Annotated in this window: 22 protein-coding genes; 14 read left to right on the top strand and 8 right to left on the bottom strand. The window is 38.5% G+C overall.

Annotation, left to right across the window (positions count from 1 at the left end; translation table 11 throughout):
• Positions 1-5 precede the first annotated feature (5 nt).
• From BTHG_RS26795 to BTHG_RS12160, 5 genes are all read right to left on the bottom strand, one after another.
• The gene (locus tag BTHG_RS26795; protein WP_148361206.1) at positions 6-164 is read right to left on the bottom strand and encodes an N-acetylmuramoyl-L-alanine amidase; all 159 of its coding nucleotides are present in this window, start codon (positions 162-164) and stop codon (positions 6-8) included.
• A 270-nt stretch (positions 165-434) separates the two neighbouring features.
• Positions 435-809 (bottom strand): hypothetical protein, encoded by a 375-nt coding sequence (locus BTHG_RS24860; protein ID WP_010677020.1) that lies wholly within the window; start codon positions 807-809, stop codon positions 435-437.
• A gap of 86 nt (positions 810-895) precedes the next feature.
• A complete protein-coding gene (locus BTHG_RS12170; RefSeq protein WP_010677019.1) occupies positions 896-1,987 on the bottom strand; it encodes a DnaD domain-containing protein in 1,092 nt (363 codons plus the stop codon).
• A gap of 66 nt (positions 1,988-2,053) precedes the next feature.
• A complete protein-coding gene (locus BTHG_RS12165; protein WP_010677018.1) occupies positions 2,054-2,551 on the bottom strand; it encodes a competence protein ComK in 498 nt (165 codons plus the stop codon).
• Between the two features lie 124 nt (positions 2,552-2,675).
• On the bottom strand, positions 2,676-2,999 hold the full coding sequence (locus BTHG_RS12160; RefSeq protein ID WP_010677017.1) for a helix-turn-helix domain-containing protein: 324 nt from the start codon (positions 2,997-2,999) through the stop codon (positions 2,676-2,678).
• 503 nt (positions 3,000-3,502) lie between these two features.
• Here BTHG_RS12160 and BTHG_RS12155 point away from each other — a divergent pair.
• From BTHG_RS12155 to BTHG_RS12105, 11 genes are all read left to right on the top strand, one after another.
• On the top strand, positions 3,503-4,681 hold the full coding sequence (locus BTHG_RS12155; protein ID WP_232284454.1) for an ROK family transcriptional regulator: 1,179 nt from the start codon (positions 3,503-3,505) through the stop codon (positions 4,679-4,681).
• A gap of 147 nt (positions 4,682-4,828) precedes the next feature.
• Positions 4,829-6,094 carry an ABC transporter substrate-binding protein gene (locus BTHG_RS12150; protein ID WP_010677015.1) on the top strand — a complete coding sequence of 422 codons (1,266 nt, stop codon included), beginning with the start codon at positions 4,829-4,831 and terminating at the stop codon, positions 6,092-6,094.
• A gap of 73 nt (positions 6,095-6,167) precedes the next feature.
• Positions 6,168-7,115 (top strand): carbohydrate ABC transporter permease, encoded by a 948-nt coding sequence (locus BTHG_RS12145; protein WP_010677014.1) that lies wholly within the window; start codon positions 6,168-6,170, stop codon positions 7,113-7,115.
• 69 nt (positions 7,116-7,184) lie between these two features.
• On the top strand, positions 7,185-7,946 hold the full coding sequence (locus BTHG_RS12140) for a carbohydrate ABC transporter permease (RefSeq protein ID WP_083849144.1): 762 nt from the start codon (positions 7,185-7,187) through the stop codon (positions 7,944-7,946).
• A 38-nt stretch (positions 7,947-7,984) separates the two neighbouring features.
• Complete coding sequence (locus BTHG_RS12135; RefSeq protein ID WP_010677012.1) at positions 7,985-8,962, top strand: ROK family protein; 978 nt, start codon at positions 7,985-7,987, stop codon at positions 8,960-8,962.
• 16 nt (positions 8,963-8,978) lie between these two features.
• Entirely contained in the window at positions 8,979-9,998 is a 1,020-nt protein-coding gene (locus BTHG_RS12130; RefSeq protein WP_010677011.1) for a Gfo/Idh/MocA family protein, read from the top strand.
• Positions 9,995-10,966: a Gfo/Idh/MocA family protein gene (locus tag BTHG_RS12125; RefSeq protein WP_010677010.1), complete on the top strand. Its 972-nt coding sequence runs from the start codon at positions 9,995-9,997 to the stop codon at positions 10,964-10,966. Before BTHG_RS12130 ends, BTHG_RS12125 begins: the two co-directional genes overlap by 4 nt.
• 71 nt (positions 10,967-11,037) lie before the next feature.
• Complete coding sequence (locus BTHG_RS12120) at positions 11,038-11,886, top strand: sugar phosphate isomerase/epimerase family protein (protein ID WP_010677009.1); 849 nt, start codon at positions 11,038-11,040, stop codon at positions 11,884-11,886.
• A gap of 4 nt (positions 11,887-11,890) precedes the next feature.
• Positions 11,891-12,883: a Gfo/Idh/MocA family protein gene (locus tag BTHG_RS12115; protein WP_010677008.1), complete on the top strand. Its 993-nt coding sequence runs from the start codon at positions 11,891-11,893 to the stop codon at positions 12,881-12,883.
• A 609-nt stretch (positions 12,884-13,492) separates the two neighbouring features.
• The gene (locus tag BTHG_RS12110) at positions 13,493-14,392 is read left to right on the top strand and encodes an AEC family transporter (protein ID WP_010677007.1); all 900 of its coding nucleotides are present in this window, start codon (positions 13,493-13,495) and stop codon (positions 14,390-14,392) included.
• Positions 14,393-14,474: 82 nt separating this feature from the next.
• Positions 14,475-14,894 (top strand): hypothetical protein, encoded by a 420-nt coding sequence (locus tag BTHG_RS12105; protein WP_010677006.1) that lies wholly within the window; start codon positions 14,475-14,477, stop codon positions 14,892-14,894.
• 48 nt (positions 14,895-14,942) lie between these two features.
• Here BTHG_RS12105 and BTHG_RS25875 read toward each other — a convergent pair whose 3' ends face one another.
• Positions 14,943-15,863, bottom strand: a complete 921-nt coding sequence (locus BTHG_RS25875) for an N-acetylmuramoyl-L-alanine amidase (RefSeq protein ID WP_010677005.1) — start codon at positions 15,861-15,863, stop codon at positions 14,943-14,945.
• A gap of 478 nt (positions 15,864-16,341) precedes the next feature.
• Positions 16,342-16,527: a hypothetical protein gene (locus BTHG_RS12095; protein WP_010677004.1), complete on the bottom strand. Its 186-nt coding sequence runs from the start codon at positions 16,525-16,527 to the stop codon at positions 16,342-16,344.
• 310 nt (positions 16,528-16,837) lie between these two features.
• On the opposite strand from BTHG_RS12095, the gene BTHG_RS12090 reads away from it, so the two are divergent.
• The gene (locus tag BTHG_RS12090; protein ID WP_010677003.1) at positions 16,838-18,226 is read left to right on the top strand and encodes a VWA domain-containing protein; all 1,389 of its coding nucleotides are present in this window, start codon (positions 16,838-16,840) and stop codon (positions 18,224-18,226) included.
• A gap of 96 nt (positions 18,227-18,322) precedes the next feature.
• Here the strand turns inward: BTHG_RS12090 and BTHG_RS25870 are convergent, their stop codons facing one another.
• On the bottom strand, positions 18,323-20,362 hold the full coding sequence (locus BTHG_RS25870) for a cell wall-binding repeat-containing protein (RefSeq protein ID WP_010677002.1): 2,040 nt from the start codon (positions 20,360-20,362) through the stop codon (positions 18,323-18,325).
• Between the two features lie 393 nt (positions 20,363-20,755).
• Between BTHG_RS25870 and BTHG_RS12080 the strand changes: the two genes are divergently transcribed.
• A complete protein-coding gene (locus tag BTHG_RS12080) occupies positions 20,756-21,757 on the top strand; it encodes a hypothetical protein (RefSeq protein ID WP_010677001.1) in 1,002 nt (333 codons plus the stop codon).
• 172 nt (positions 21,758-21,929) lie between these two features.
• On the top strand, positions 21,930-23,759 hold the full coding sequence (locus BTHG_RS25865; RefSeq protein WP_010677000.1) for a cell wall-binding repeat-containing protein: 1,830 nt from the start codon (positions 21,930-21,932) through the stop codon (positions 23,757-23,759).
• Positions 23,760-23,775: the final 16 nt, after the last annotated feature.

Genomic DNA, 23,775 nt, shown 5'->3' with positions numbered 1-23,775 from the left:
AGAAATTAATGAAAGAAAAAATGTTGATCAATGTATAGGTGAGATAGCGAATGATAGAAGATTAACTGAAGAAGTAGCAATGTATATATTTTTTCTGCGTTGCCATTGGCTATAGCACCAGAATCACTGCCACCATGTCCAGCATCTTGAATCCAATTCATCATAAAGTTGCTCCTTTACTATTATTAGCCTTATGTTTGCTTGAATTCCCTAAAAGGGCCACACTGAAAGCGAAACTATGTTTTACTTCTATCTGTACTAATCGCAACATCTTATTTCAAACAAACGTTTGTATGACGGTTCAGAGTTAGAGCCGCATGCGTTCCGAATTTCAAACAATCGCTTGATTAGATGACGATTGGGATGGAAATTGCTGCTGTTATATATGTCTTCTAGGGTGAGGTTAGCAGGAAAAACAGGCAAATCCCGATAACTTAAAACGCAGGATATGGCTGAAACACATATAGATTGTTCCCTTGATTCCCATTCCCAACTTTTGTTTCATAGGCAGTTACCATTCCAAACTGGCTACACTTCCAAATCATTCGCTTAAATGTCGAGCGGGAAATGGCATGCTCGTTTAAACCTTCGTAAGTGGATTTTACGATTGCACCCATCGATTTATGGCATACCCCAGGGATGTTTGAGGATAGTTGAATTAATTGATGTAACCCAACCATTTCTCCCCGTGTGAACTTCTTTTGATGATCAATAAGCCAAATCTCCATATTGAGTGTAAACTCCTCGTAATCGGAAAATCGCGAGTACTCCTGAATATCCTGATTTGACACGATTTGTAGTTTTGTCATCTTTTGAACCCCCTTTACTCTTGTTATAGATGTCATATGGTGTAAATGGGGCATCATTTTTGAAAAAATGAAGGGAACGCGTCAGTTTATTGGCTGAAATTGTCCTTTTCTCTCATTCTTGTCAGCATTTCCTCAAATTGTCTTTTTTTCTCTTCAAAGCTTGTGTTACTTGCGGGTTCTTGTGGGTGAGAAGGTGCCAATTCCCTATTCTCTTTGAGTTTATCTTCTTCAAAGCCGGGATTGTGTTCAGTTTCACTCTGCTCACGATTATGAAACCACTCCGGTAGAATTTCATGTCTAATTGGCTTTTTCGTAGATTGGTGCTTCATTTGGTCTCTAAAAACAAGACGTGCTGCATGAACATCTTCGACCGTTTGATAGCCTTTGTCTACCCAATCTCGTAGGATTGCTTCTATGTAGTTCCAACGCTTTGCGCCATTTTCAACGGCCAGTTTCATTGCCTCTATCACTAGGTCATCTGATAAATCTATACACCAGGCTTTTAGCTTGTCTGCTATAAAACTACCAATCACTCCAAATCCATTTTGTTCGTAGAATCGAAACGGGTCTTCTTTGCCTTTTTTTTCGCACGTAATTTTTGAAGAAGAAGAAGTCTCTGAAGTATTCTTTGAAGTAATCTCTGTAGTACTCTCTGGTAATGGTCTGTTCAAATCTAACACATCATCTGCCCAAGTTGAGCAACTCGTCTGCTCATTTTGAACAAGTGGTCTGTCCATATCGAGTATTTCAACTGTTCCCTTTGGACACATCGTCTGCTCATTTTCGGAGGACAGGGGCATTTCCTTAACATTGAGTGTAAGGTCAGAGGTCTCGCATTCTTTTTCCTTCAGTTTTAGGTTTTCTAGATTTTTATAATTTATCGTGTACCATTTTGTATTATCCACTTTGAATTTGTTGAAATGATTAGATGAAAGAAGACCTTCGTTCTCTAATTTTGAAATCAGCCTACGAACGGTGCTTTTTGAGAAGAATGGGAACTGCATGGTTAATTCGTCATAGGTGAAATACACCCATTTACGGTCCAAACGAACATTATTTGTTCGCTTTAGCCAATAGTGAATTTGCTGCAAAATAATGCTCTCATTTAAACCAATCAACTTAGCGAGTGTAGGAATAATAAGGAGGGGACTTTCATCAAATAATAGATTTTCGTTCATGTCTGTTGTCATCCTTTTGCTTTCATTTTTGGTGGGTCATAGGGACAGGTTCGGTGTCCCAATGATTTATAGGAATGAATACGATTGCAAATCTGGTTGGGGTGAGTATTGTAAGATACACATCGCTGTACGTGTGTATTGCTTTTGTAAGATATAATGGGACTCATTCATAGGGAGTTCGTGATTATTTTTAAATGTGATAATTGATTGGGATGTTGGATTTGGTGTTCTGGCTGGTACGATTGTTTTCACGTGATGGTAGAAAATCCAGTTGCACTCAAACGTGGTAGGTGAGTGAGTGGGAAATGCGAAGATGTCTCTTCGAGGGTTAATAGGAATGGGTACCTTTTGTATCGCACCGGTTAAGTGGGTGACGGCTTTTCGCCTTCCTTCGTAGGTGGCTCCGCCTTCAAGGCAGGCTGCTCTTATTATTTGGAAGGGTGTTTGCATCACATAGATGATTTGATGGGTTTCTTTGATAATCGCGGAATACTCGATTTCCTTTACAGGCAGAATTGCCATTGTATGGGGGTTCACTTCATAGGTAGGTTGAATCAATTTCATAGTTTTTAGCTCCTTTTTTGTGGTGGTGTTGCGGGGGATTTCGAATGATAGTGTTAATTAGGTGATAGGTAGGATGATGGAGAACACAAAGATGGTTGGAGGGAATGGGTACATTCAGATTTCTTTAGCGCTGTAGACGATCCAGGCCTTTGAGATAGACTTCTATTAATTCCAAAACATTTTCTTGTACATCAAGAGGTCTGTCAGCAAGTAAAAGAATAATAGAATCCAACACATCTGATACATCATTATCAAGAAGAAGCTGTGGTAGAGAAATGCCTAATGCATCTGCAATCTTTTTATACATTCCTAAGGATGCTCCTGGCCTTGCATTGTTTTCAATATCACTTATATAGTTTTCCGAAATACCTGCCTCTTCGGCTAGTTTTGCTTGACTCCACTTTCGTTCATCACGCATTTCTCGAATCCGATGGCCAACTCGTTCCATAAAAATCACCTCTCACTACTAGTAAATAATAGAAATGAGAAAACCTACACCAACGATAGTGGGGAATTTCAACTACTTTCCCACACTATTGTTGGAAATCAGGTAGTGATGTTGATTTTATGGATTTATGTAAATAGAAAGAGGGTGAATTTGGGTTCACATGAATAGTCGATGTGGGGAATGATGAAAAATCCTAAAGGAATATCCGAAATGGGTGTAAGGTGTTTCTATCTCTAATCGATCGAAGATTTATGGGCTTTTACTACTATTTTTAGAAAAAATTAGAAAAAAATATAATGAAAGGGTTTACATCTTGGAAAATTCCATATATTATACTTGATAAAGACATTGGAAAAAGTAACTAGCAAATCTACTACTTTTCAACAAAAATAGAGGTAAAGGAACAAGAAATAGGACAAACTTAATAAAGTCACTGAAATAAGTGAGTTTAATAGAATAAGAGGTGTTTAGGATAAGTGCGCAGAACAGGTGATTTGAAGCTTATGCAGGAACTTAATAGGTCGATTATTCTGGACACGATTCGAAAACAGGGGCCGATTTCCCGAAGCGACATCGCAAAAAGGATCAACATCAGTCCGACAACTGTTACTTCGGCCGTATCTGATCTGATTAATGAAGGATATGTCCGAGAAGATGGTATGGGTTCTTCTAAAGGAGGGAGGAAACCAGTTCTCATTAGGTTTAATCCTAATTCAAGGTATATCATCGGGGTTTCGATTACAAATTCATCAATCAAAATCTCAGAGATGAATTTGGAAGGTGCCATTATAAGAAAGGAAAGTTATCCGACAAACCTTTGTCAAGGTCAGGATATCATCGACCTCCTGTTAAAAATGATGAAGGAGTTTCTGGTGGCAAAGGAAAACCTTCAATTGTGTGAAGGAATCTCCATTATTACACCGGGAATTGTAGATGCAAAAAATGGAATTATCTCTTACAATACAAAACTTAAACTTTTTGATGTCCCTTTAAAACAAATCGTAGAAAACCAATTTGGATTGCCAACCTTTATAGACAATGATACAAATGCTTACGTGCTGGCGGAAAACTACTTTGGCTCCTTTACGAAATATAAAGATTTGGTTTATATCACAATAGGTGATGGTGTTGGCTCAGGGATTATGTTCAACGGACAAATCATTAGGGGAAATAAAGGAAGTGCAGGAGAGCTTGGCCATACCTCGGTTGTTAAGGGAGGCTTGAAGTGTGAATGCGGAAATGAAGGATGTTTGGAAAACTATGTGTATTGGCCCGCCATTTATTCGAAAATTGTATCAGCGTTAATGACCCGAGGAAAGGAAACTTCCATTCGGAACTTGATTAATGGGGATTTTAACCGCATTACCCCTGCTGTATTTGTAGAAGCCCTAAACGAGGGTGATAGTGTATGCTATCAAATTGTTGAAGAAATTGTCTCCCATCTTTCAACCAGCATCATTAATTTGATTCAACTACTGAGCCCAGAGGTCATTATTCTAAGTGGGGAGATCGTTCAGGGAAATCCTATTTTCATAGATTTATTAACAGAAAAAGTATCAAAACATGTGATTCCTATTTTGAGAGAAGAGGTAAATATTCAGCCAACCTCCCTTGGAGCAGAATTTGAAATGTTGGGAGCAGCTGCTGTTATTTTACAAGAAAAATATCAATTTTCCATCTGATGACCAAAATATCTATTTTAGGAGGTGATAGGAACTTAATCTGTTTCGTGATTTGATTGCCTTACAAACTTCTAGAATAAACAGAAATCGTTTTATTTAATCATAGTTTATGGGTTCATAAATTCAAAATGATTGGTAGGGGAAAAAATGAAAAAAGGTAAATTTCTCGGTTGTTTATTTCTAATTTTAATAGTTGTCGCCATGTCGGCTTGCAGTAATTCACAAAGCAGTGGGAAAGAAAAAAAGACGCTTGAAGTTGCATTATGGGATAAAAATGCTAGTCCAGCAGTAGATAAGTCAATTGAAGCATTCAACAAGCAGCACCCTGATATTAAAGTCAATGTAACTTATACACCTTGGGAAGATTATTGGACCAAATTAAAAACAAGTATTGGCGGTGGGAAAGGGCCGGATGTATTTTGGATGAATGGTCCCAATTTTTACCAATACGCTTCTTCCGGTTTTATTAAGGATTTAGAGCCGTATATCCAGGAAGATGGCGAGTATAAAAAGGATAATTATTTCCCTGCCGTTGTTGATTTATATTCATATGAAGGGAAATTGCATGCAGCTCCGTATTTTATTGACTCTGTCGGGCTTTATTATAATAAAAAGTTCTTCGATGATGCTGGAATACCTTATCCGGACGATACATGGACATGGGACGATATCGAAAAAGTTGGAGGACAGCTTACCGATAAGGAAAATGGTGTTTATGGGTATTCCATGGATATCAAAACAAGCCAATCCGTTTACTATAACCTGATTCATCAAGCAGGTGGATTTATCATTAGCGATGATAAAACAAAGTCTGGGTTTGACACTCCAGAATCAAAAGAAGCATTTAAGTTTATTGAGAAGTTAATTGACAAGGGAATCTCGCCATCTGCTCAAACCGTTATGGAGACAGAAGGAAAGCAGTTGTTCCTATCCGAGAAAGTAGCTATGCTTCCTGCGATATCTGTTAGTGCAGGAGAATTTAAAGAGGTCCTTGGTGATAATCTGGGAGTTGCACCTCTTCCGAAAGGGAAACAAAAAGCTTCAATTGTCCACGGTATTGGTTGGGCAATGAACGACAAAACCCAAAATGACAAAATGGCTTGGGATTTAATTAAAGCGCTATCAGGTGAAGAAGGAAATAAGGTTATTGCCGAAACAGGTTTTTCGATTCCTGCTGATAAAGCAATAAGTGACATTTGGCTTCAGTCCATTCCGTCATTAGATTTGAAAGTGTTCCTTGATGCACAGGAATATGGGGTGGCTTACCCAATCTCTAAGAACACTTCCGAATGGCAAGATGTCGAGATGAAAGAGATTCAAGGAGCCTTTTTGGGACAAAAATCGATCGATGAAGCATTGAAAACGATTGGTGAAAAGATGGATGAAATTCTTGCGAAGGAACAATCGAAGTAAAAGATTTGCCTTAATGCATGGGTCAAACAGGCTGTATCTCTAGCCTGTTTGACGATTGAAAGGAGAGATGATTTTGGGCACCTTTTCATCAACGGTTGAAAAGAAAAAGCAAAATATCGTGGTTGTGGAGCGAAAAAAGAAAAAGCTGGATAAAGAAGCAATCATTGCTTTATTATTCATTGCTCCAACCTTTTTAGGACTTCTTGTCTTTTATTTACTGCCTGCCATTGCGTCATTTGCATTATCTTTTACAAGCTGGGATGGTATTTCAACACCCGTATATGTAGGACTTGAAAATCTAACCTTCTTACTACAGGACCCTACATTTCAGCGCTCCATTATTAATACAGTTGTTTTTACCATTGTGTCAGTACCTATATCAGTGGTCATTGCGACCTTTGTTTCCCTTTTGCTAAACCAAAAAATCAAGGGTATGGTGGTATATCGAACATTATATTTCCTACCGGTTGTGACGATGCCAGTTGCAGTTGGAATGGTATGGAAATGGCTATATAACACAGATTACGGATTAATTAACTACATTTTAGGTATATTCCATTTGCCTCAACCCTCTTGGTTGTTTAACCCAAACATTGCACTCTTTTCAGTCATTCTTGTTTATGTGTGGATGACAGTCGGGAATAATGTCATCCTGTTGCTTGCAGGACTTCAGGGAGTTTCCACATCCTATTACGAAGCAGCCCAAATAGATGGTGCTTCTAAAGTAAGACAATTTTTTAGCATTACATTGCCTTTAATTACACCAACATTGTTTTTCGTGTTTATCACATCCATGATTAGTTCTTTACAAATGTTTGATTTAATATTTGTCATGATTGGCGACAACAACGCACTTTTAGATCCACTAAGAACCATTGTGTTTGGAGTATACGAGTCAGGATTTAAGTATTCACAAATGGGTATTGCCTCTGCTCAGGCATTCCTGTTGTTTATCGCAATCTTGGCGATTACCATTGTACAATTTGTTTTTCAGAAGAAGTGGGTTCATTATGACTCATAGACAGGGGGGATTTCTTTGAAAGGAAATAAACTGTTCATTCATGTGTTGCTGATTATTGGAGCATTCATCATGATTTTGCCGTTCCTATGGATGATTTCGACTTCATTTAAATCCTATGGTGATTCCATGCAGGTACCACCCGATCTGATTCCAAAAGTATGGCATCCTGAAAATTATTCAAAGGTATTCGAGAGTGTTGATTTCCTAAAGTACTACATCAACACAATTATTGTGACGGCTGGTCGAACTCTTTCTCAGTTGTTCCTGTGTTCGTTAGCAGCATTTGCTTTCGCGCGAATGAAATTTCCGTTTAAAAATGTCATTTTCATTGTGATTTTGTCCGTTTTAATGGTTCCACCACAAGTTATCCTAATTCCTAACTATGCGATTTTAACAAAATTAGGATGGATTGATACATTTTATGCATTAATCGTCCCTGGAATTTTCAGCGCATTTGGTGTCTTTTTATTACGTCAGTTTTTCATGGGAATACCAAAGGAATTGGATGAAGCAGCGATTATTGATGGGTGTTCATGGTGGGGAATTTATTGGCGAGTTCTTTTGCCAAATGCCACTCCAGCCTTGATAGCGCTTGGAATCTTTACAGCGCTTGCTTCATGGAATGATTTTCTATGGCCATTAATTATGACCAACTCGGAAAATATGAGAGTTCTGTCAATAGGCATTGCCTCTTTCCAAGGGCAATATTCTACTAATTACCCTTTATTGATGGCTGGTGCGTTATTGTCAACCATTCCAATGATTATTTTATTCATCCTGTTACAGAGACACCTGATTGCGGGTATTTCGTTAAGTGGGGTTAGAAAGTAGTAGAGTGTTTTATAAAATAATGCATAGGGAGAAATTCAATGGAACAAACAGAAGATTTAGCTATTGGTCTTGATATTGGCGGTACAAAAATACTTGCAGCACTGATGTCAAAGAATGGAGAAGTCCTTTCCAAATGTCAGACGGACACGAAGAAGGGAAAGGAGCAATTTGGCGATCTTCTTCTTACCACAATTAATGTTCTTATAAACGAAGCAAATATAGAGAAAACGAGAATAAAAGGCATTGGAATTGCAACTGCAGGTGTGATTGATTCGAAGAAGAAAGAGATCCTCTTTGCTAGTAATCTAGGTTTATCAAATTTTCCTATCGGACTTTTTCTAGAGAGTAAGCTGGGTCTTCCTGTTCAGTTATATAATGATGCCAATGCTGCTGCAGTAGGTGAGTGGATGTGGGGCGCTGGTAAAGGAAAACAGAATCTCATTTATATCACCGTAAGTACAGGTATTGGAGCAGGAATCATAAGCAATGACAATCTATTAACAGGAATGACGGATAGCGCAGGGGAATTTGGGCATATTTCGATTCATTTTGATGGTCCACTTTGTCCATGTGGCAATAAAGGATGTTTGGAAAACTATGCATCTGGAACCGCTATTGCGAAGAAAGCCCATGAACGAATTCAAGGTGGGGCCGTAAGTCAGTATCTTTCAGTTGATACTGTGATAACTGCAGTGGATGTTTGTAATGCAGCTGAAAGGGGCGATCCTTTTTCAATCGATTTACTTGAAGAGGTTGGAGAGTATCTGGGATTAGGAATTATCAATCTCATTCATCTGTTTAATACAGAAGCTGTGATTCTTGGCGGTGGAGTCATGAATGGAGCAAAATTCATACTGCCTGCTATTCAAAGAACCGTTCAGAAACATGGAATTGCTAGTATGGTAGATAAAGCAAAAATTGATAGATCTCATCTTGGAAATGATGCATGTGTGATGGGTGCAACAGGGTTATTTTTTAAAGAAAGCACTCAGAATGCAGCACTACTAATTAAATAAAAGGGAGAGATGACATTTGTTAAACGTTCTATTAATCGGAGCCGGCACCATGGGAAATGTTCATGGTGGGTCCTTCAAAAGTATGGAAAATGTTGTGCTTGCTGGAATTGTTGATAAAAATCTTCAAAAAGCAAAGGATCTTTCGGAAAGATTAGAAACAAAAGCTTTCCAAACATTTGAAGAGGCAATAGAGGTATTGGAAAAAGTCGATATCGTTTCGATTTGTGTACCAACTCCTTTCCATAAGCCTTATGCACTAAAAGCTGCAGATCTTGGGATTCATGTTATTTGTGAAAAACCTCTAGCTAGAAACCTTCAGGATGCTAGAGAAGTGATTCAATATTGTCGCGATAAAAATGTAAACCTTTTCGTTGGTCATGTTGTTCGATTCTTTCCTGAGTATGTACAGGCTAAAAAGATAATTGAAGAAGGAAAAGTTGGTAAGGTATCGGTTGTTCGAACATCAAGAGGGGGCGGATTTCCGAAAGCATCTGATGATTGGTATGCTGATTATAAAAGCAGTGGCGGTCTAGTATTAGATATGGTTATCCACGATTTTGACTTCTTGAGATGGTGTTTTGGGGAAGTGGATCGCGTGTATGCCAAAAGCATAAAAGATGGCGACAAAAAGCACTTGGATTACTCTTTAATCATCGTACGCTTTAAAAGTGGTGTCATTGCGCATGTAGAAGGAACATGGGCGCATCAAGGTTTCTCAACAAAATTCGAATTTGCAGGTGAAAAAGGAATCATTGAACATGACAGTTCAAAATCTGTACCTGTTGTATTCGAGGGCAGAAACAAAGGTACTTCAGGTGGAGGAGTTGCGGTTCCTGAAAGTCCGTTAAAGCACAGTCCATATTATACGGAGTTACAACATTTCATCCATTGCATTGAGACCGGTAGCCAACCAATTGTATCAGCAGAAGACGCTTATAAAGCACTGGAAATTGCCATAAGTGCCCTTGAATCAATTGAATCTGGTAGAGAAGTTGTACTAGGGGAAAATCAAAAAGAGGAGGCGCAAATCCGATGAAGGTAGGAATTATTAGTTTTGCTCATCCACATGCGAATGGATATGCTCATGCATTAAAGGACTTAGAAGGGGTCGAAATCGTAGGAATAGCCGATACTGATCAAACGCGAGGACAAAATGCGGCTGAGAGATATCAGACAAAGTACTTTAGAGAATATGAAGAATTGCTGCAACAAGATCTTGATGCGGTAATCATCACTTCTGAGAATAGCAAGCACCGTGAACATGTAGTGGCTGCAGCAAAAGCTGGAAAACATATTTTATGTGAAAAACCTATAGCAACGAATGTGGAAGATGCCAAAGAGATGATTGAAGTATGTAGACAAAATGACGTTATTTTGCAAACTGCCTTTCCAGTAAGGTTTAACACTGCGATTACGCGGGCTAAACAAATTGTTGAAAATGGGGAACTTGGACAAATTTTTGCAATCAAAGGAACAAATCGAGGTACTAACCCTGGTGGATGGTTTATTGACAAGGAACAATCAGGGGGAGGAGCGGTTATTGACCATACCGTGCATGTAGTGGACATTATGAGATGGTTCATGGAATCAGAGGTCAGGGAAGTATATGCGGAAATTGACAATACTATTACTTCTGGTCCTATTGATGATTGTGGAATCCTCTCTATTGAGTTTGAGAACGATGTATTTACGACTTTAGATTGCAGCTGGTCCCGTAATGAAACGTATCCAACATGGGGGGACGTCACTTTAGAAATTGTGGGAAGTGAAGGAACACTTAAAGTGGATGCCTTTGCTCAAAAAACGGATCTCTATTCTCAAGATGAGGTTAGTTGGAATTACTGGGGCGATAATATGGATTTTGAATTAGTGAAGGACTTTTTAAATAGTGTTTCAACTGGTAAAGCACCATCCATTACAGGATTCGATGGGCTGAAAGCACTTGAAGTTGCACTAGCAGCATATGAATCCTCTGAAAAAAGGCAGCCTGTTAAACTAGGTTAACAAGTTTGCGAGGGTAGTAGAAAAGGGAGCGAAGGGTTAGACTTTTTAAGGATAAATAAGGGGGATGTTGAATGCTAAAAGGAATTAATCAATGGTGCTACCCTGAAGGAACATCATTGGAAGATGTATTTAAATTCAGTAAAGAAGCGGGATTTGATGCTGTTGAATTGAATGTATATGAAGCTGGTGGAGTTGGCTTAACAATGGAGACAACTCCTCAAGAAGCGGAAGCCATTGTTAGCCTGGCCGCGTCCTATGGAATCCAATTGCGAAGTATTTCTACCGGGTTGTTATGGCAAAGTCCCTTATCTTCGCCTGATGCAAATGTTAGAGAACAGGCAAAGGCAATCATCCTAAAACAATTGGAATTGGCGAATGCCATGGGGATTGATACCGTATTGGTTGTTCCGGGTACGGTCACTGAAGACGTATCGTATGAGGAGTGTTACAACCGAAGCCAGCAAGAACTAAAAGAACTACTTGTGGAAGCAGAAAAGTATCAAGTTTCCATTGGGATAGAGAACGTTTGGAATAAATTTTTATTGTCACCACTTGAAATGGCACGCTATATCGATGAATTACATTCTGATTATGCAAAAGCCTATTTTGATGTAGGGAATGTCCTTCAGTTTGGCTATCCAGAGCAATGGATTCGGACTCTTGGAAACCGCATAAGTAAAGTTCATGTGAAGGATTTTAGTACATCGGTTGGAAATATTACTGGATTTGTCCCTCTTTTAGCAGGTGACGTGAATTGGCCAGCCGTTGTCGAGGCGCTTGAAGAGATTGGTTATCATGATACACTAACAGCTGAACTCAACCCATATGGTATTAACCCAACACAATTGCCAATCGATACAGCCCGTCATCTGGACGTCATATTAGCTAGTCGTGCTAAAGCGAAAAACGAAAGGAGCTGAATGGATGAGTAAAGTAAAAGTAGGATTCGTTGGTGTTGGCGGAATCGCCGGTGTTCACTTGGAGAATATTTCACAAAACAGTCATGCAAAAATTGTTGCTGTCTGTGACATCGTAGAGGAAAATGCGCGGAAAAAAGGATTACAGTACAATGCAGCATTTTATACCGATTTAGATGTCATGCTCGAAAAGGAAACACTGGATGCCGTCTTTGTATGTGTGCCTCCATTTGCACATTGGGATATTGAAGAAAAAATCGTATCACGTGGAATTCATCTTTTAGTAGAAAAACCATTAGGTCTCGATATAGAAACAGTTAAAAGAAAAGAGAAAGTTATAAAAGAGTCCGGGGTTATTTGTGCGGTAGGCTATTGTTTACGTTATTTGGATACCGTTGCGAAGGCGAAAGAATATTTAAAAGACAAGAAAATTGCGATGGTAAGGGGATATTACATCACTTCATTTGTTCAAACCCCATGGTATCGTGAAATGAGTAAATCAGGCGGTCAACTCGTAGAGCAGTCGACCCATACATTAGATTTAATGCGATATCTAGCAGGCGATATCGAGAGTGTTTATGCGAATATGAGCTTGCAGGTTCTATCTGACATCCCAAATATCGACATCCCTGATGTTTCTTCTGTAAATATGACATTTACATCTGGAACAGTGGGACATTTAGATTCATCCATTACCCAGAGTGACCATCGATCAGGTATCGAGATATTAGGAAAGGATTTCCGCCTAGAGTTAGACGGAACAACCTTAACCATCGTTGAAAAAGATTCAACCATCATCTATAAATCGAAGGTGGACTTTTATCAAGAACAGGATAGAAGGTTTATTGAGGCCGTAATGAAGGGCAAAACTGAGCTCATTTTATCAGATTATGAAGACGGAGCAAAAACCCTTGCGGCAACATTAGCCGCGAATAAGTCAAATGAAGTCGGTCTGCCTATTAAACTGACGTCGTTAACTAATAATCGAGTTACATTATAATTTTATAGACATACTAACTTAGTATTTAAGATTGAAAAGTAACTGTCACCCCATTATTCGGGGTATGATGGTTACTTTTTGCTATTGTAGTGTCTTTTTCAAAATCACTACAACTGTACAATCTGAACAAATGGATATCTCATTTTTAAGAGATTGTCTGACTGCCCCCTATGCCCCATAGATTACGTTGATGATGAGTTAGTAAAAGGAATTTAGGCTTATCAGTTCCGAATCGGCTTTCCCACACACATATTGAAACTTATGAAGGTCCTAGACCTGGAACACCCTACACCCTGGCCTAATACAAAACCAGGACTATAAAGAAAGGTGCTGTATTCATAGAAAGCATTACAAAATCAACTTGATGCACGCTGTGTCACTGTACTTACGGCTGGTGTCGAGACAGATGCCAAAATCAAAGAATACCGTACCGGATAGGAGGTATCCTCTTCCCATTCGTGTGGTTGTTCTTCTCTATTAGATTAGGATAAGAGGGTGTCTTTTTTATTAAAAGCAGGAAGGACGCCAACACTTATTTTTTTGGACATCTGAATTGAGCTATTATGATAAAATAAGATATTAGTAGAGACACATGAAAGGAACTTTCGGATGGACTTATTATTAATTGTCATACCTGCATTTCTTATTTTCGCTGCTGGATTTATTGGTCAGAGGCTCCTCAAAATTGATATTAAATCAATCTCAACGTTTTCTTTATATTTGTTATTACCTTTTTTAGCTTTTGATACGTTTTATACAAATGAATTAAATGCTGATTATTTGTATATGTTTATTTTTACCGTCCTTCTTGCTGTTCTATTGATTGGCGTTACTTTTTTAATTGGAAAGATAGTAAAGGCAGATCGGCCGCATATGTCTGCTTTACAACTTGGTAGTGTTTTTCCGAATAGCGGGAATTACGGAGCGCCAGTTGCCTTATTTGCATTTGGTAGTATGGGCTTTGACTACGCCGTCATTATTATGGTTATTCATGCCTTTATCATAAATTCATTGGGCATTTTTATTGCTTCTCTTGGCAGTTCAAGCCCAACTGGTCCAAAAGAGGCATTTATTCGATTAATACGTATGCCCGTACTTTATGGTGCGATAGTGGGGATACTCTTCCAACTTTTCCATATTGCAATACCACCAACTATCATTGATGGAATAAGTATGGTAGGGGAGGCGTCGATTCCAGTCGTCATGTTAATACTGGGTATGCAGCTGGCTGAAATAAAACCACAAAAGTTCAATTTGAAATATGTTAGCACCGTTTCCGCTTTACGTATGGTTATATCGCCATTACTTGCTGTAGCTTTAGTTCAACTCATGCCAGTTAACGAAACAATCCAGCATGTTTTTATTCTCTTAGCTGCCATGCCAGTCGCAGCCAACACTACCATACTAGCAGTTCAATTTGACTGTAAACCAGAACTAATCTCATTCACAACCCTTGTCACAACCTTATTGAGCTTGATCACTATTCCATTTGTACTTTATTTGCTTTGAGGTCTGGGACAAGGGATAAATTACTGGCGGCATGGTGTGGGTCACGGGTCATTTCTCCCACCCCATTAAGAGGAGGTTTACGATGAAAGAAATTATCAAAATGATCGCTGAGTTGGTTAATAGTATACATGATGTTATTTGGGGAATTTCAAATGGGATAGGCTTAAATCTTTCAGATAAAGACCTTCATTTATGGGTTATTGGTATTCTAGGTATTTTCACCTTTTTTATCGTACAGGCAATTTTTCGTCTTTTAGCTAAATGGAGCATAACTGCCATCTCCTTTATCTACACATTTACTGTTTTAGTGGTCATTGTATTTGCGATTGAGATTCAGCAGAAAATCACTGGAAGAGGAAATATGGAGTTTCTGGATGCTGTCATCGGTCTCTGGGGCTTTATTATCTTTTTTAGTGGTTACCTCGTTATAAAACTATTTATATATGGAATGAAAAAGCTATTTTTATATATTAAACAAAGACGAACAGAAAAAACGATGTAGAAAGCTACCAAATTTAATTGGTAGCTTTTTTGATTTGGGGCCTTCGTTTTATGGTGAAATCCCACTAAGGGTGGGACAGGTAACCTGTCCCCTTGTCCCCATGTTCAACTGTCTTTGTAGTTCTTTTATGACGAGAGAAGGTTTGCTAATTTTTCCATCAACAGGTGTGCCTAACCGTTTTTGTAAGGCTGAAATTGTAATCGGGTCAAAGTAGCCATCTTGAGTAACACCAAGCCATTTCTGCAAGGCTTTTATCACAAGCGACGGTTTGCTAATGACTCCATCTACTGGTGTTCCAAAATATCGTTGGAGGGCACTGATTGTCTTTGGGCCAAAATAACCGTCAATGATTAGGTTTTCTTTTGGGGGATTTACTGGTTCTGGCTTTGGGTTAGGTGCAGGTGTAGGTTTTTGCCCAGGTCCAGGACCTTTATAACTAACACCTTCTTCTCGACAAATCACACGTACCACACATTCATACATACCTTCTCGATATGATTTATCCTTGATTTTTTCGGATTGTGGGCCATCCACAAATTCGTATTCTAGTATTGTCGTACGACAATTACCTGTAAGTCTATGCATATAGTAATAATCCCCTCGGGAAGAATTCGTGCGGTTATACACAGGTTTAGGTCTAACCGGATAGCCAGCCTTTCTAAATTCTTCAATAATCAGTTGCTCAAACTTGCCGTTGGAATAAATCGAATGGATTGTTTCAGCCCCACTTCCACCACCAGCATTAAAATGATGGGAAATACACTTTTTGTATTTTTTCACCTTTTCCGTTCTTGCTTCAGGATTTAATGAAACATCTCCTGATCGAGTCAAATCACTTGCAATCCCTAGCTCGGACAAGCGTCTATCCACATAAAGCGCAGCTTCCAATGTATACACTTTTTCCGTATTCCCTTTCGCCACAGCTCCCGGATCATGGCCACCATGCCCTGCATCTTGAATCCAATTCATATTTTATGTCACTCCTTTATATAGATTTGTACTGGCTATTGATATTTTTCGCATTCTCAAGCAAATCGTGGATTTGAAAAGAATGTGAGGGATATGCCGTTTTACAAAAATCTGTACTAATCGTAAAATTATATTTCAAACAGACGTTTGTTTAGCGCTTCTGAGCTACGGCTACAAGCATTCTGGATTTCAAACAAACGTTTGATTGGTTCCTCTTTTGGGGCAAATATTCATGCTGTTATATATGCTTTGAATGGCCATACAGTGAGAAAACTAGGGCTACATCAAAAACTTAGAATGTAGGATATGGATTAAAAACATAAAGATTGCTCCCTTGCGCGCCATTCCCATCTTTTGTTTCATAAGCAGTTATCATCCCAACCTGGACACATTTCCATAGCATTCTCTTAAAGTCGAACGAGAAATAACATGATCCTTCAAGCCTTCATAAGTTGCCTTTACAATTGAACTCATGGATTCAAGGCACACAGGGGATGGTAGAGGAAAGTAGAATTAATTGATTTAACCCCATCATTTCTCCTTTTGTGAACGCTTGTTGATGTTCAATCAGCCAAATTTCCATATTGACCTTAAACTCCTCGTAATCAGAAAACCTTGAATATCTTCCAATTTCCTTATTTGATAACATTTTAATTTTTGTCATTCATGAACCCCCTTTACCTTCGTTATAGATAGGAAATGGGCTAAAAGGGGCATCAATTGTGAAAAAATGAGACAGTGAGAATTATCATTCATTATCTTATTGAGGAAATTCAAGTTTTACGGATAGTTTTCTAATCCAAAAGTCCCTACCAAATAAAACCTTTTTCCTATTTTGAACCAAAAAGGAAAAATATGGTCAAAAATCGAGTACTATGTAAATGGTGTGACTTTTGTGGGACGGAGGGACAGGTTAAGTGTCCCGGAAGCGGGGACACTTAACCTGTCCCCTTGTTCCTTGAGGAGGGAACTAATTGAAAAAGGTTTTGATGGGTTTGGTTCTGTTGGTTTTGTTGCTATCGGCTTGTTCGAAGGATGAGAGTGAGCCTGCACAAGCGGAGGCTGAAGACCCTAAGGTTGAGGAAACAAATAAGGCTACAAAAGAAACGAATAATGAAGAATCATATACTCCTAGGGAAGTAGCTTATTATGAAATTGAAGGTATTGAGCATGAATTAACGGAACTGGAACAGGAGATGCTTCGACATCCTGGTATTTTTAGTGGTGATGAATACGATGAAGCAAAGGTGAAGGAAGCGCTTGACCAGTTGCCTGAGGACCTTACTGAGGAACAGTATATGGAGGAATTAAAATATTTATTTACCGAGGACTACCATGAGGAACTCCAAACACTCCTTACTTTTGATTCGTCCATTGAGGTAGATATTGATCGTCCTGATGAAACGGTCGATGCTCCTACATTAAAAACAGCCCACTATGCGATTTTAGTGGATGCAAGCGGCAGTATGGCTGCTAAAGTCGGTGGAAAGACAAGGATGGAGGCCGCGAAGGAAGCAGTGCTTGAATTCGCAGAGCAAGTCCCAGAGAACGCGACAATTTCACTACGAGTATATGGACATGAGGGATCTAATAAAGAAAGAGACAAGGCACTGTCCTGTGAAAGTACGGAAGTTTTATATAATGGTAGTTTTGAAGCGTCAGGGTTCCAAAAGGCAATGTCACAAGTAAAACCTGTTGGATGGACACCGATTGCGCTTGGTCTACAAATGGTAAAAGGAGATATTCCAGAGGGTACCGATGACGTAGTGGTGTATGTTGTTAGTGACGGAATCGAAACCTGTAACGGTGACCCGGTGAAGGAAGCCAAAAATCTTGTATCTTCGGATATCCAAACAGTCGTCAATATCATTGGCTTTGACGTTGATAACGAGGGACAAAAGTTGTTGAAAGAAGTCGCTAGTGCTGGTAATGGAGAGTTCACATACGTTAACTCAGAACAAGACCTTAAAAAGTACATGAGAGCACAATACGAAGAGATTCAAAAGAAATGGTACGAGTGGAAAGAAGCCGGAAAAGAACAGGCCTATGAAATAAAGGAAGAAAAAAAGAAGCTCGCGTATGACACAAAGGAAAGTATGAAAGAAAAAAGCTATCGAGAGAAGGAACGGATGAAAGAGGCTCAGGAATATTTAAAGGAACGTTTTGAGGATTACGATCATCCAGCACGAAAAATATTCTCTGATATCGTTGATTATGGAAATTCAAAATGGCGCTATGCTGTTGACAATGGCAATCGACTGTGGAGGGAAGCAGTCGACAACGGCAACCGAGAATGGCGTGAATACGTGGATGAAGGAAACCAGAAAATACGCGAAACGATTGACAAGAAAAACGGGAACTAGAAAAGACCGGGAGATTTCTCCCGGTCTTTTCTGTGGGACGGAGGGACAGGTTAAATGTCCCATTAGCTTGGGACATTTAACCTGTCCCCTTGTCCCTTAGTTTTTAATTAGTGATTCGAATGTTTTTATTGTTGTACCTGGTCCGATCCCGATTCGTTTGAGTTGGAAGAGGTCGTCGCCCACTTTTACTTTGCCTTTGCGGGTGGTTAGTGCCATTCTATAGCCAGTTTCTTTTAAGTAGGAGATGGTTTCTCCTGTGTAATGACCGTACGGATAAGCGAAATAAGGAGTATCATCCAAAATTCGTTTACTTGTACGTAAATCATTTATGATGGCATTCTTGCTTTTTACAATAAGCAGGCTCTTTTTATTATGTAATTGATGTAAGGCGTGCGTATGGCTATGATACCCATATACACTTCGCATCTCATTCATTTCCTGCCAAGATAAGTATTGTAAACTATCTGGATTAAAAGCTGTAGGAGAGCTAGGTGTTCTACCAGTGATGACAAATTGAGCAGCTTTCATATTGTATTGTTTTAATGTTGGGTATGCATACCTGTATACTGATTTTAATCCGTCATCAAAGGTAATGACGACTGCCTTTGCGGGTAAATTCTTCTTCCCTGTTAGAAATAACTCTAAGTCTTCTAATGTTATAGTCTTGTAACCATTTTTTTGAAGAAAAGCCATTTGCTCTTTGAATTCAATATCAGAAATGGTAGTTGAAACATTTCTATAATTTTTGTTTTCCTGATCCCGCAATATATGATGGTACATCAGGATAGGCACACCATTATCCACTACAGCACTATTTTTTGAGATATATCCTTTTCTACCCCCAATGTTTACGATAAAAGAACTTTTATTTTCGGAAACAAGAGGAATACGTTGACCAGCATAAATCGTCGCAACCACAACATTGTCACTATCAATGACAGGAACATTTTTTGTAATGAGAATCGTTTTATTGGAATTCGTATCAGTACTTAAATTTGAACGAATGATATCATCCACTGTGTATCTGGCTTTTGTTTTAGAGATATCAATCACACCATTAGAATATCCATAATGAAAGCCATATTTATTATTTTGAATGGAATTCGCGAGATACATTTGATTTTTTTGCAAAACCCCGGCTAAATAGTTTTCATCATGAAATTGTGAATTAGTAGAAGGAACAAAAGCATGTAAATCATTAATTTGTGACAAACTATTTGCTGCATTGGGGGTAATTGCAGCCTGGCCCCCAATGATATTAAATGTGTCAGGGTTCAAAAGTTTCAAAAACAGTTGGCTTTTTATAGGAACATAATCCGGTCTAACCAGCAAAATAGGATCCTGATTCTTTGCGGCCAAAATCGAGCCTGTCAGTGCATCCGCAAAATTCATCCCCGTTGTGACAAATGCTTGTCCTACACTCTTATCAAAAAAATCCACGATTTTAATATTCGTCTCATATCTAGTAGCTCCACTTAATCTTGTAACATTTGGAAGAGTTGAAGCTATTTTACTACTGATTGCCTTTTCTCCACCAAGGACGATTGTTTCGTTTCTAAGCTGATTTTTTGTTTCAGCTGGTAAAACACGATCACGCGTAAGAAGAATAGGGATTTGTTCCTTCGCTGCGTAGGGTGCAACGGTTAAGGCGTCAGGGAAATTCTGACCGTTTGCCACAATAGCTTTTTCAGAACCAATCTGGTTTGCGATTAGTGCAGCGGTCTCATACCTGTTCTTTCCTGCAATTCTACTAATAGTTACATTCAATTTTTTTAATTCATCCTCAACGTTACTAGATATAGCTCCGGTTCCTCCTAAAATGATAATCTCCGTAGCACCTAATCTAGTAATCTCGTTTCGAGTCACATCAGGTAATCTACTTTTACGAGTAGAAAGGATAGGTGCATCGAACTTAAATGCTAAAGGAGAACCAGCTAACGCATCCGGAAAGTCCTCACCTGTAACTAAAACTACAACATTAGTCCCGTTTGGATAGGTCTGTTTTGAAATCTCTACAGCCGTGTCATACCGAGTCTTTCCTTCTATTCTATTAATAGTTGCAGCTTGTGTTTGATCTTGCAAAATGAAAATAAAAAGAAGAGTGGCGAAAAAAATGATTTTAAATCCTGGTTTCAACGTTTATTCCCCTGCCTAATCTTGTGAATATTATAGTAACATTGTATCACTAAGGGGTAGGGAGAAGTAGGGCTAAGTGCCAAATATTCCTATATAAATAGGAATATAGCTTTAAAACTTCTGTGGTGCATAGTATTTAGTGATGAACTTTCCAATTCGGAAGGTCTGTTTAATGCCCCAACTTGTAAATAAGTAGTTAAAAACGAATTGATTTTGATTATATTAAAATCGTAAGCTACTTTTACACTATTTAATTGTATACAGATTTGCATTTTATGATAATATTACCATGTTATAGATTACCAAAATCATAGGATGAAACGACTATAATTCGTAATCTAGGAATTATTATTTTAACAAAATAGGTTCATTGTCATTGGGGGTATTTACAGCATGAATTACAGTAAAAAATTATTTCTTTCGAGCATTGCTATAGGGTGTTTACTATTGGCAGGATGTGGTCAGTCGGAAGGAACAAAAGAGCCAGCTACTAAGGAAGCTAGCGTCTCAATTAAAGCAGATCAGAAAGCAAAAAAAGAAGAGATAGAAAAAACGCTATCTGAGGAAGAAATTAAAGAGGTAATGAAGAAGTTTCATCAAATTGGCGAAGCCTTCAATAGCTCGGTTTCCAAAATTGATGGAGTATGGGTGGATTTGGAGGGGGATACAAATCTAGTTTTTAATGATTTTACCCCTAAAGCAACAGAATTGGCTTCTGAACATTACCAACAAAAGATAAAAGATAATTTTAAGCATTTTTATGGAGCGAATGGCGAAGTTGGCATGTTCCCGGTTCTTTCATTTAATGCAAGAATGGAGATTGTTGAAAATCAACCATCTCTTATTAAGGTAAAAAGCTTTCAATTAGGAGATATTTACTCCGAATCAGGAATATTTCTGATTACCGCTGTAAAGGAAAACGAAATCTGGGTAATTGATAATGTTGAATTCACAGATGAACCAGTAGTTTTAACAGAGGAAGAAATAACAACCTATAAAAAGGAAATGAGTGTTACTACCGCTGAATATGCTGGACTATCCACAATTGATGGAGAAGAAAGTTTTATTTTTTACTACCCAGAATATGACTCGTTTGACGGATACACGGTGAACGGTGGCGTATATAAATTTGAAGTTCCAACTGAATCCATCCCTGATACATACAAAATTAGTGAAGAAGAAGCGATACAGTTGGTTCGTAAAGAATTAGATATTGAAAATAAGCCTGATGTGTACGTTGAAATAGAAGGCAAAAACGAGCTAGGCGATTACTACATTCACGTATACACCATCACAACATACGAAAATGGAGAAGGCCATACCGCAACCTGGAGCTGGTTTGGCGTAAACCCAATAACCGGAGAAGTATACGACGACATGCAACGAACGATGTAGGGACATAGGTAGGGACATAGGGACAGGCTTTCTGTCCCAGCATTTTTTTGGGTGGGACATGGGGACAGGTTTTCTGTCCCAAAAACCAAATTAGGCTAATGAACATTCAACAAGTACATAATTTCTGACTAATCATAGTATTGTTATCAAAAAACAGCAGGAGATGGAACATTTGAACAAAAGAATTTTTACCTTTACATTAGCAATTACGCTATTCATTTCAAATCTTTTCGTACCAGAGTTTCATGATTTCTTCGGAGCGGAGAAAGCGGAGGCTGCTGATTTTAATAGAATAGCAGGGAAAACCCGGTACGATACAGCCGTAAGCATTAGTAAACTAGGGTGGGAAAACGCAGAAAGTGTTGTGTTGGCCAATGGCACAAATTTTCCCGATGCATTGGCGGGAGCACCTTTGTCATACGCACTAGAAGCACCAATCCTTCTCGTTAAAAAGGATACAATTCCACAATCTACTTTAGACGAAATTCGTAGATTGAAAGCAACGACTATTTATTTATTAGGGGGCACGGCTGCAATCAGCAATGATGTGGTCAACCAATTAAAAAACAAGGGATATAAAGTTACACGTGTCTCAGGAAAGACTCGATATGCAACGGCTAGAGAGATTGGAAATCAACTGAGAAAGATGAACACCCAGGACACAGCAGTATTAGCGTACGGACTAAATTACCCTGATGCTTTAGGAATAGGCGGTGTAGCCTCTGAAAATGGATGGCCAATCCTTTTTTCAAATTCGACAAAACTAGATAATGACACAAAACAAGTTCTTACTAATTGGGGAATCAAAAAAGTCATCATTATTGGTGGCACAGGTGTAATAAAAGATGCAGTTGCTCAGGAAATTGCCAATTTAGGCATATCCACTGAAAGGATTTCAGGGGCAGATAGAAGTGAAACGAGTATTAAAGTAGCCAAGAAATTTTACCAAGAAGACAAAGGAATTATCTTATCAACGAGTCGTGATTTTCCTGATGCATTGGCTGGAGGACCTCTAGCAGGAAAACTAAAACGTCCTATTATCCTAGTAAATCCTACAAAAGCATCACAAAGTGTACTGAATTACATAGACTCCACAGGAACAGATTCCATTACTATTCTTGGAGGAACAGGTGCAGTTTCGGATCGAATAAAAGACGATATTTCAACCCTATATACAGGTAACTCCGTTGGCAATATTATCAATGGAGCAATAGCTGCGATTGAAGGTGACTGGATTTACTATATTAATATTGGTGATGCTTTTATTTATAAAGTAAAAATAGATGGTTCAGGTAAAAAGAAACTAACCAATGAACCTGCTGAATATATCAGTGTATTAGACGGATGGATTTATTATAGTAATGTTGCTGATGACAGAACAATTTATAAAATGAAAATCGATGGCACCAATAAAAAGAAATTGGACGGAACTAGTGGGGAATTTCTGAATGTCGTCGACGATTGGATTTATTACATTGATTACTATCAGGGGCGCGAAGGCGTTTATAAAGTAAAAACAGATGGTAGCCAGTTAACAAAAATTAAAAAAGGGTATTATACCGGTCTTAATGTTGTCAATGATTGGATGTATTTTTATAGTACGCAAGAAGGTCCGAAGAATCCCCTTTATAAAGTGAAAATTGATGGTTCAAGCCTAACAATGTTAGACAAAGGAAATCAAACAGAGATAAACGTTGTTGGCGACTGGATATACTATATCGACCAATCAAACCAAGCTATTTATAAAATGAAAACCAATGGATCCTCTAAAATAAAGATTGCCAATGCCTCTGCTGATCGATTAAATATTTCAGGTGACTGGATGTACTACAGAAATACACAAGATGACCGTAAAATATATAAAATGAAAACAGATGGAACAAGCAAACAAAAAGTAAGTAATGAAACATGGGTCCGCAATATAAATATAGTCGGAGATTGGATCGACTACATAAGCCCAGGTAATAGCGGAGAAGACCACCAATACCGAATCAAAAAATAGGGACAGGGGGACAGTG

Source organism: Bacillus timonensis (assembly GCF_000285535.1).
GTDB classification, from domain to species: Bacteria; Bacillota; Bacilli; order Bacillales; family Bacillaceae_L; genus Ferdinandcohnia; species Ferdinandcohnia timonensis.
This window is presented reverse-complemented; position numbering and strand designations above follow the sequence as displayed.

What these genes read in the sequence shown, in the direction of transcription:
- BTHG_RS26795 (WP_148361206.1), bottom strand. Translation starts at nt 164, where the DNA reads ATGATGAATTGGATTCAAGATGCTGGACATGGTGGCAGTGATTCTGGT.
- BTHG_RS24860 (WP_010677020.1), bottom strand. Translation starts at nt 809, where the DNA reads ATGACAAAACTACAAATCGTGTCAAATCAGGATATTCAGGAGTACTCG.
- BTHG_RS12170 (WP_010677019.1), bottom strand. Translation starts at nt 1,987, where the DNA reads ATGAACGAAAATCTATTATTTGATGAAAGTCCCCTCCTTATTATTCCT.
- BTHG_RS12165 (WP_010677018.1), bottom strand. Translation starts at nt 2,551, where the DNA reads ATGAAATTGATTCAACCTACCTATGAAGTGAACCCCCATACAATGGCA.
- BTHG_RS12160 (WP_010677017.1), bottom strand. Translation starts at nt 2,999, where the DNA reads ATGGAACGAGTTGGCCATCGGATTCGAGAAATGCGTGATGAACGAAAG.
- BTHG_RS12155 (WP_232284454.1), top strand. Translation starts at nt 3,503, where the DNA reads ATGCAGGAACTTAATAGGTCGATTATTCTGGACACGATTCGAAAACAG.
- BTHG_RS12150 (WP_010677015.1), top strand. Translation starts at nt 4,829, where the DNA reads ATGAAAAAAGGTAAATTTCTCGGTTGTTTATTTCTAATTTTAATAGTT.
- BTHG_RS12140 (WP_083849144.1), top strand. Translation starts at nt 7,185, where the DNA reads ATGATTTTGCCGTTCCTATGGATGATTTCGACTTCATTTAAATCCTAT.
- BTHG_RS12135 (WP_010677012.1), top strand. Translation starts at nt 7,985, where the DNA reads ATGGAACAAACAGAAGATTTAGCTATTGGTCTTGATATTGGCGGTACA.
- BTHG_RS12125 (WP_010677010.1), top strand. Translation starts at nt 9,995, where the DNA reads ATGAAGGTAGGAATTATTAGTTTTGCTCATCCACATGCGAATGGATAT.
- BTHG_RS12120 (WP_010677009.1), top strand. Translation starts at nt 11,038, where the DNA reads ATGCTAAAAGGAATTAATCAATGGTGCTACCCTGAAGGAACATCATTG.
- BTHG_RS12115 (WP_010677008.1), top strand. Translation starts at nt 11,891, where the DNA reads ATGAGTAAAGTAAAAGTAGGATTCGTTGGTGTTGGCGGAATCGCCGGT.
- BTHG_RS12110 (WP_010677007.1), top strand. Translation starts at nt 13,493, where the DNA reads ATGGACTTATTATTAATTGTCATACCTGCATTTCTTATTTTCGCTGCT.
- BTHG_RS12105 (WP_010677006.1), top strand. Translation starts at nt 14,475, where the DNA reads ATGAAAGAAATTATCAAAATGATCGCTGAGTTGGTTAATAGTATACAT.
- BTHG_RS25875 (WP_010677005.1), bottom strand. Translation starts at nt 15,863, where the DNA reads ATGAATTGGATTCAAGATGCAGGGCATGGTGGCCATGATCCGGGAGCT.
- BTHG_RS12095 (WP_010677004.1), bottom strand. Translation starts at nt 16,527, where the DNA reads ATGACAAAAATTAAAATGTTATCAAATAAGGAAATTGGAAGATATTCA.
- BTHG_RS12080 (WP_010677001.1), top strand. Translation starts at nt 20,756, where the DNA reads ATGAATTACAGTAAAAAATTATTTCTTTCGAGCATTGCTATAGGGTGT.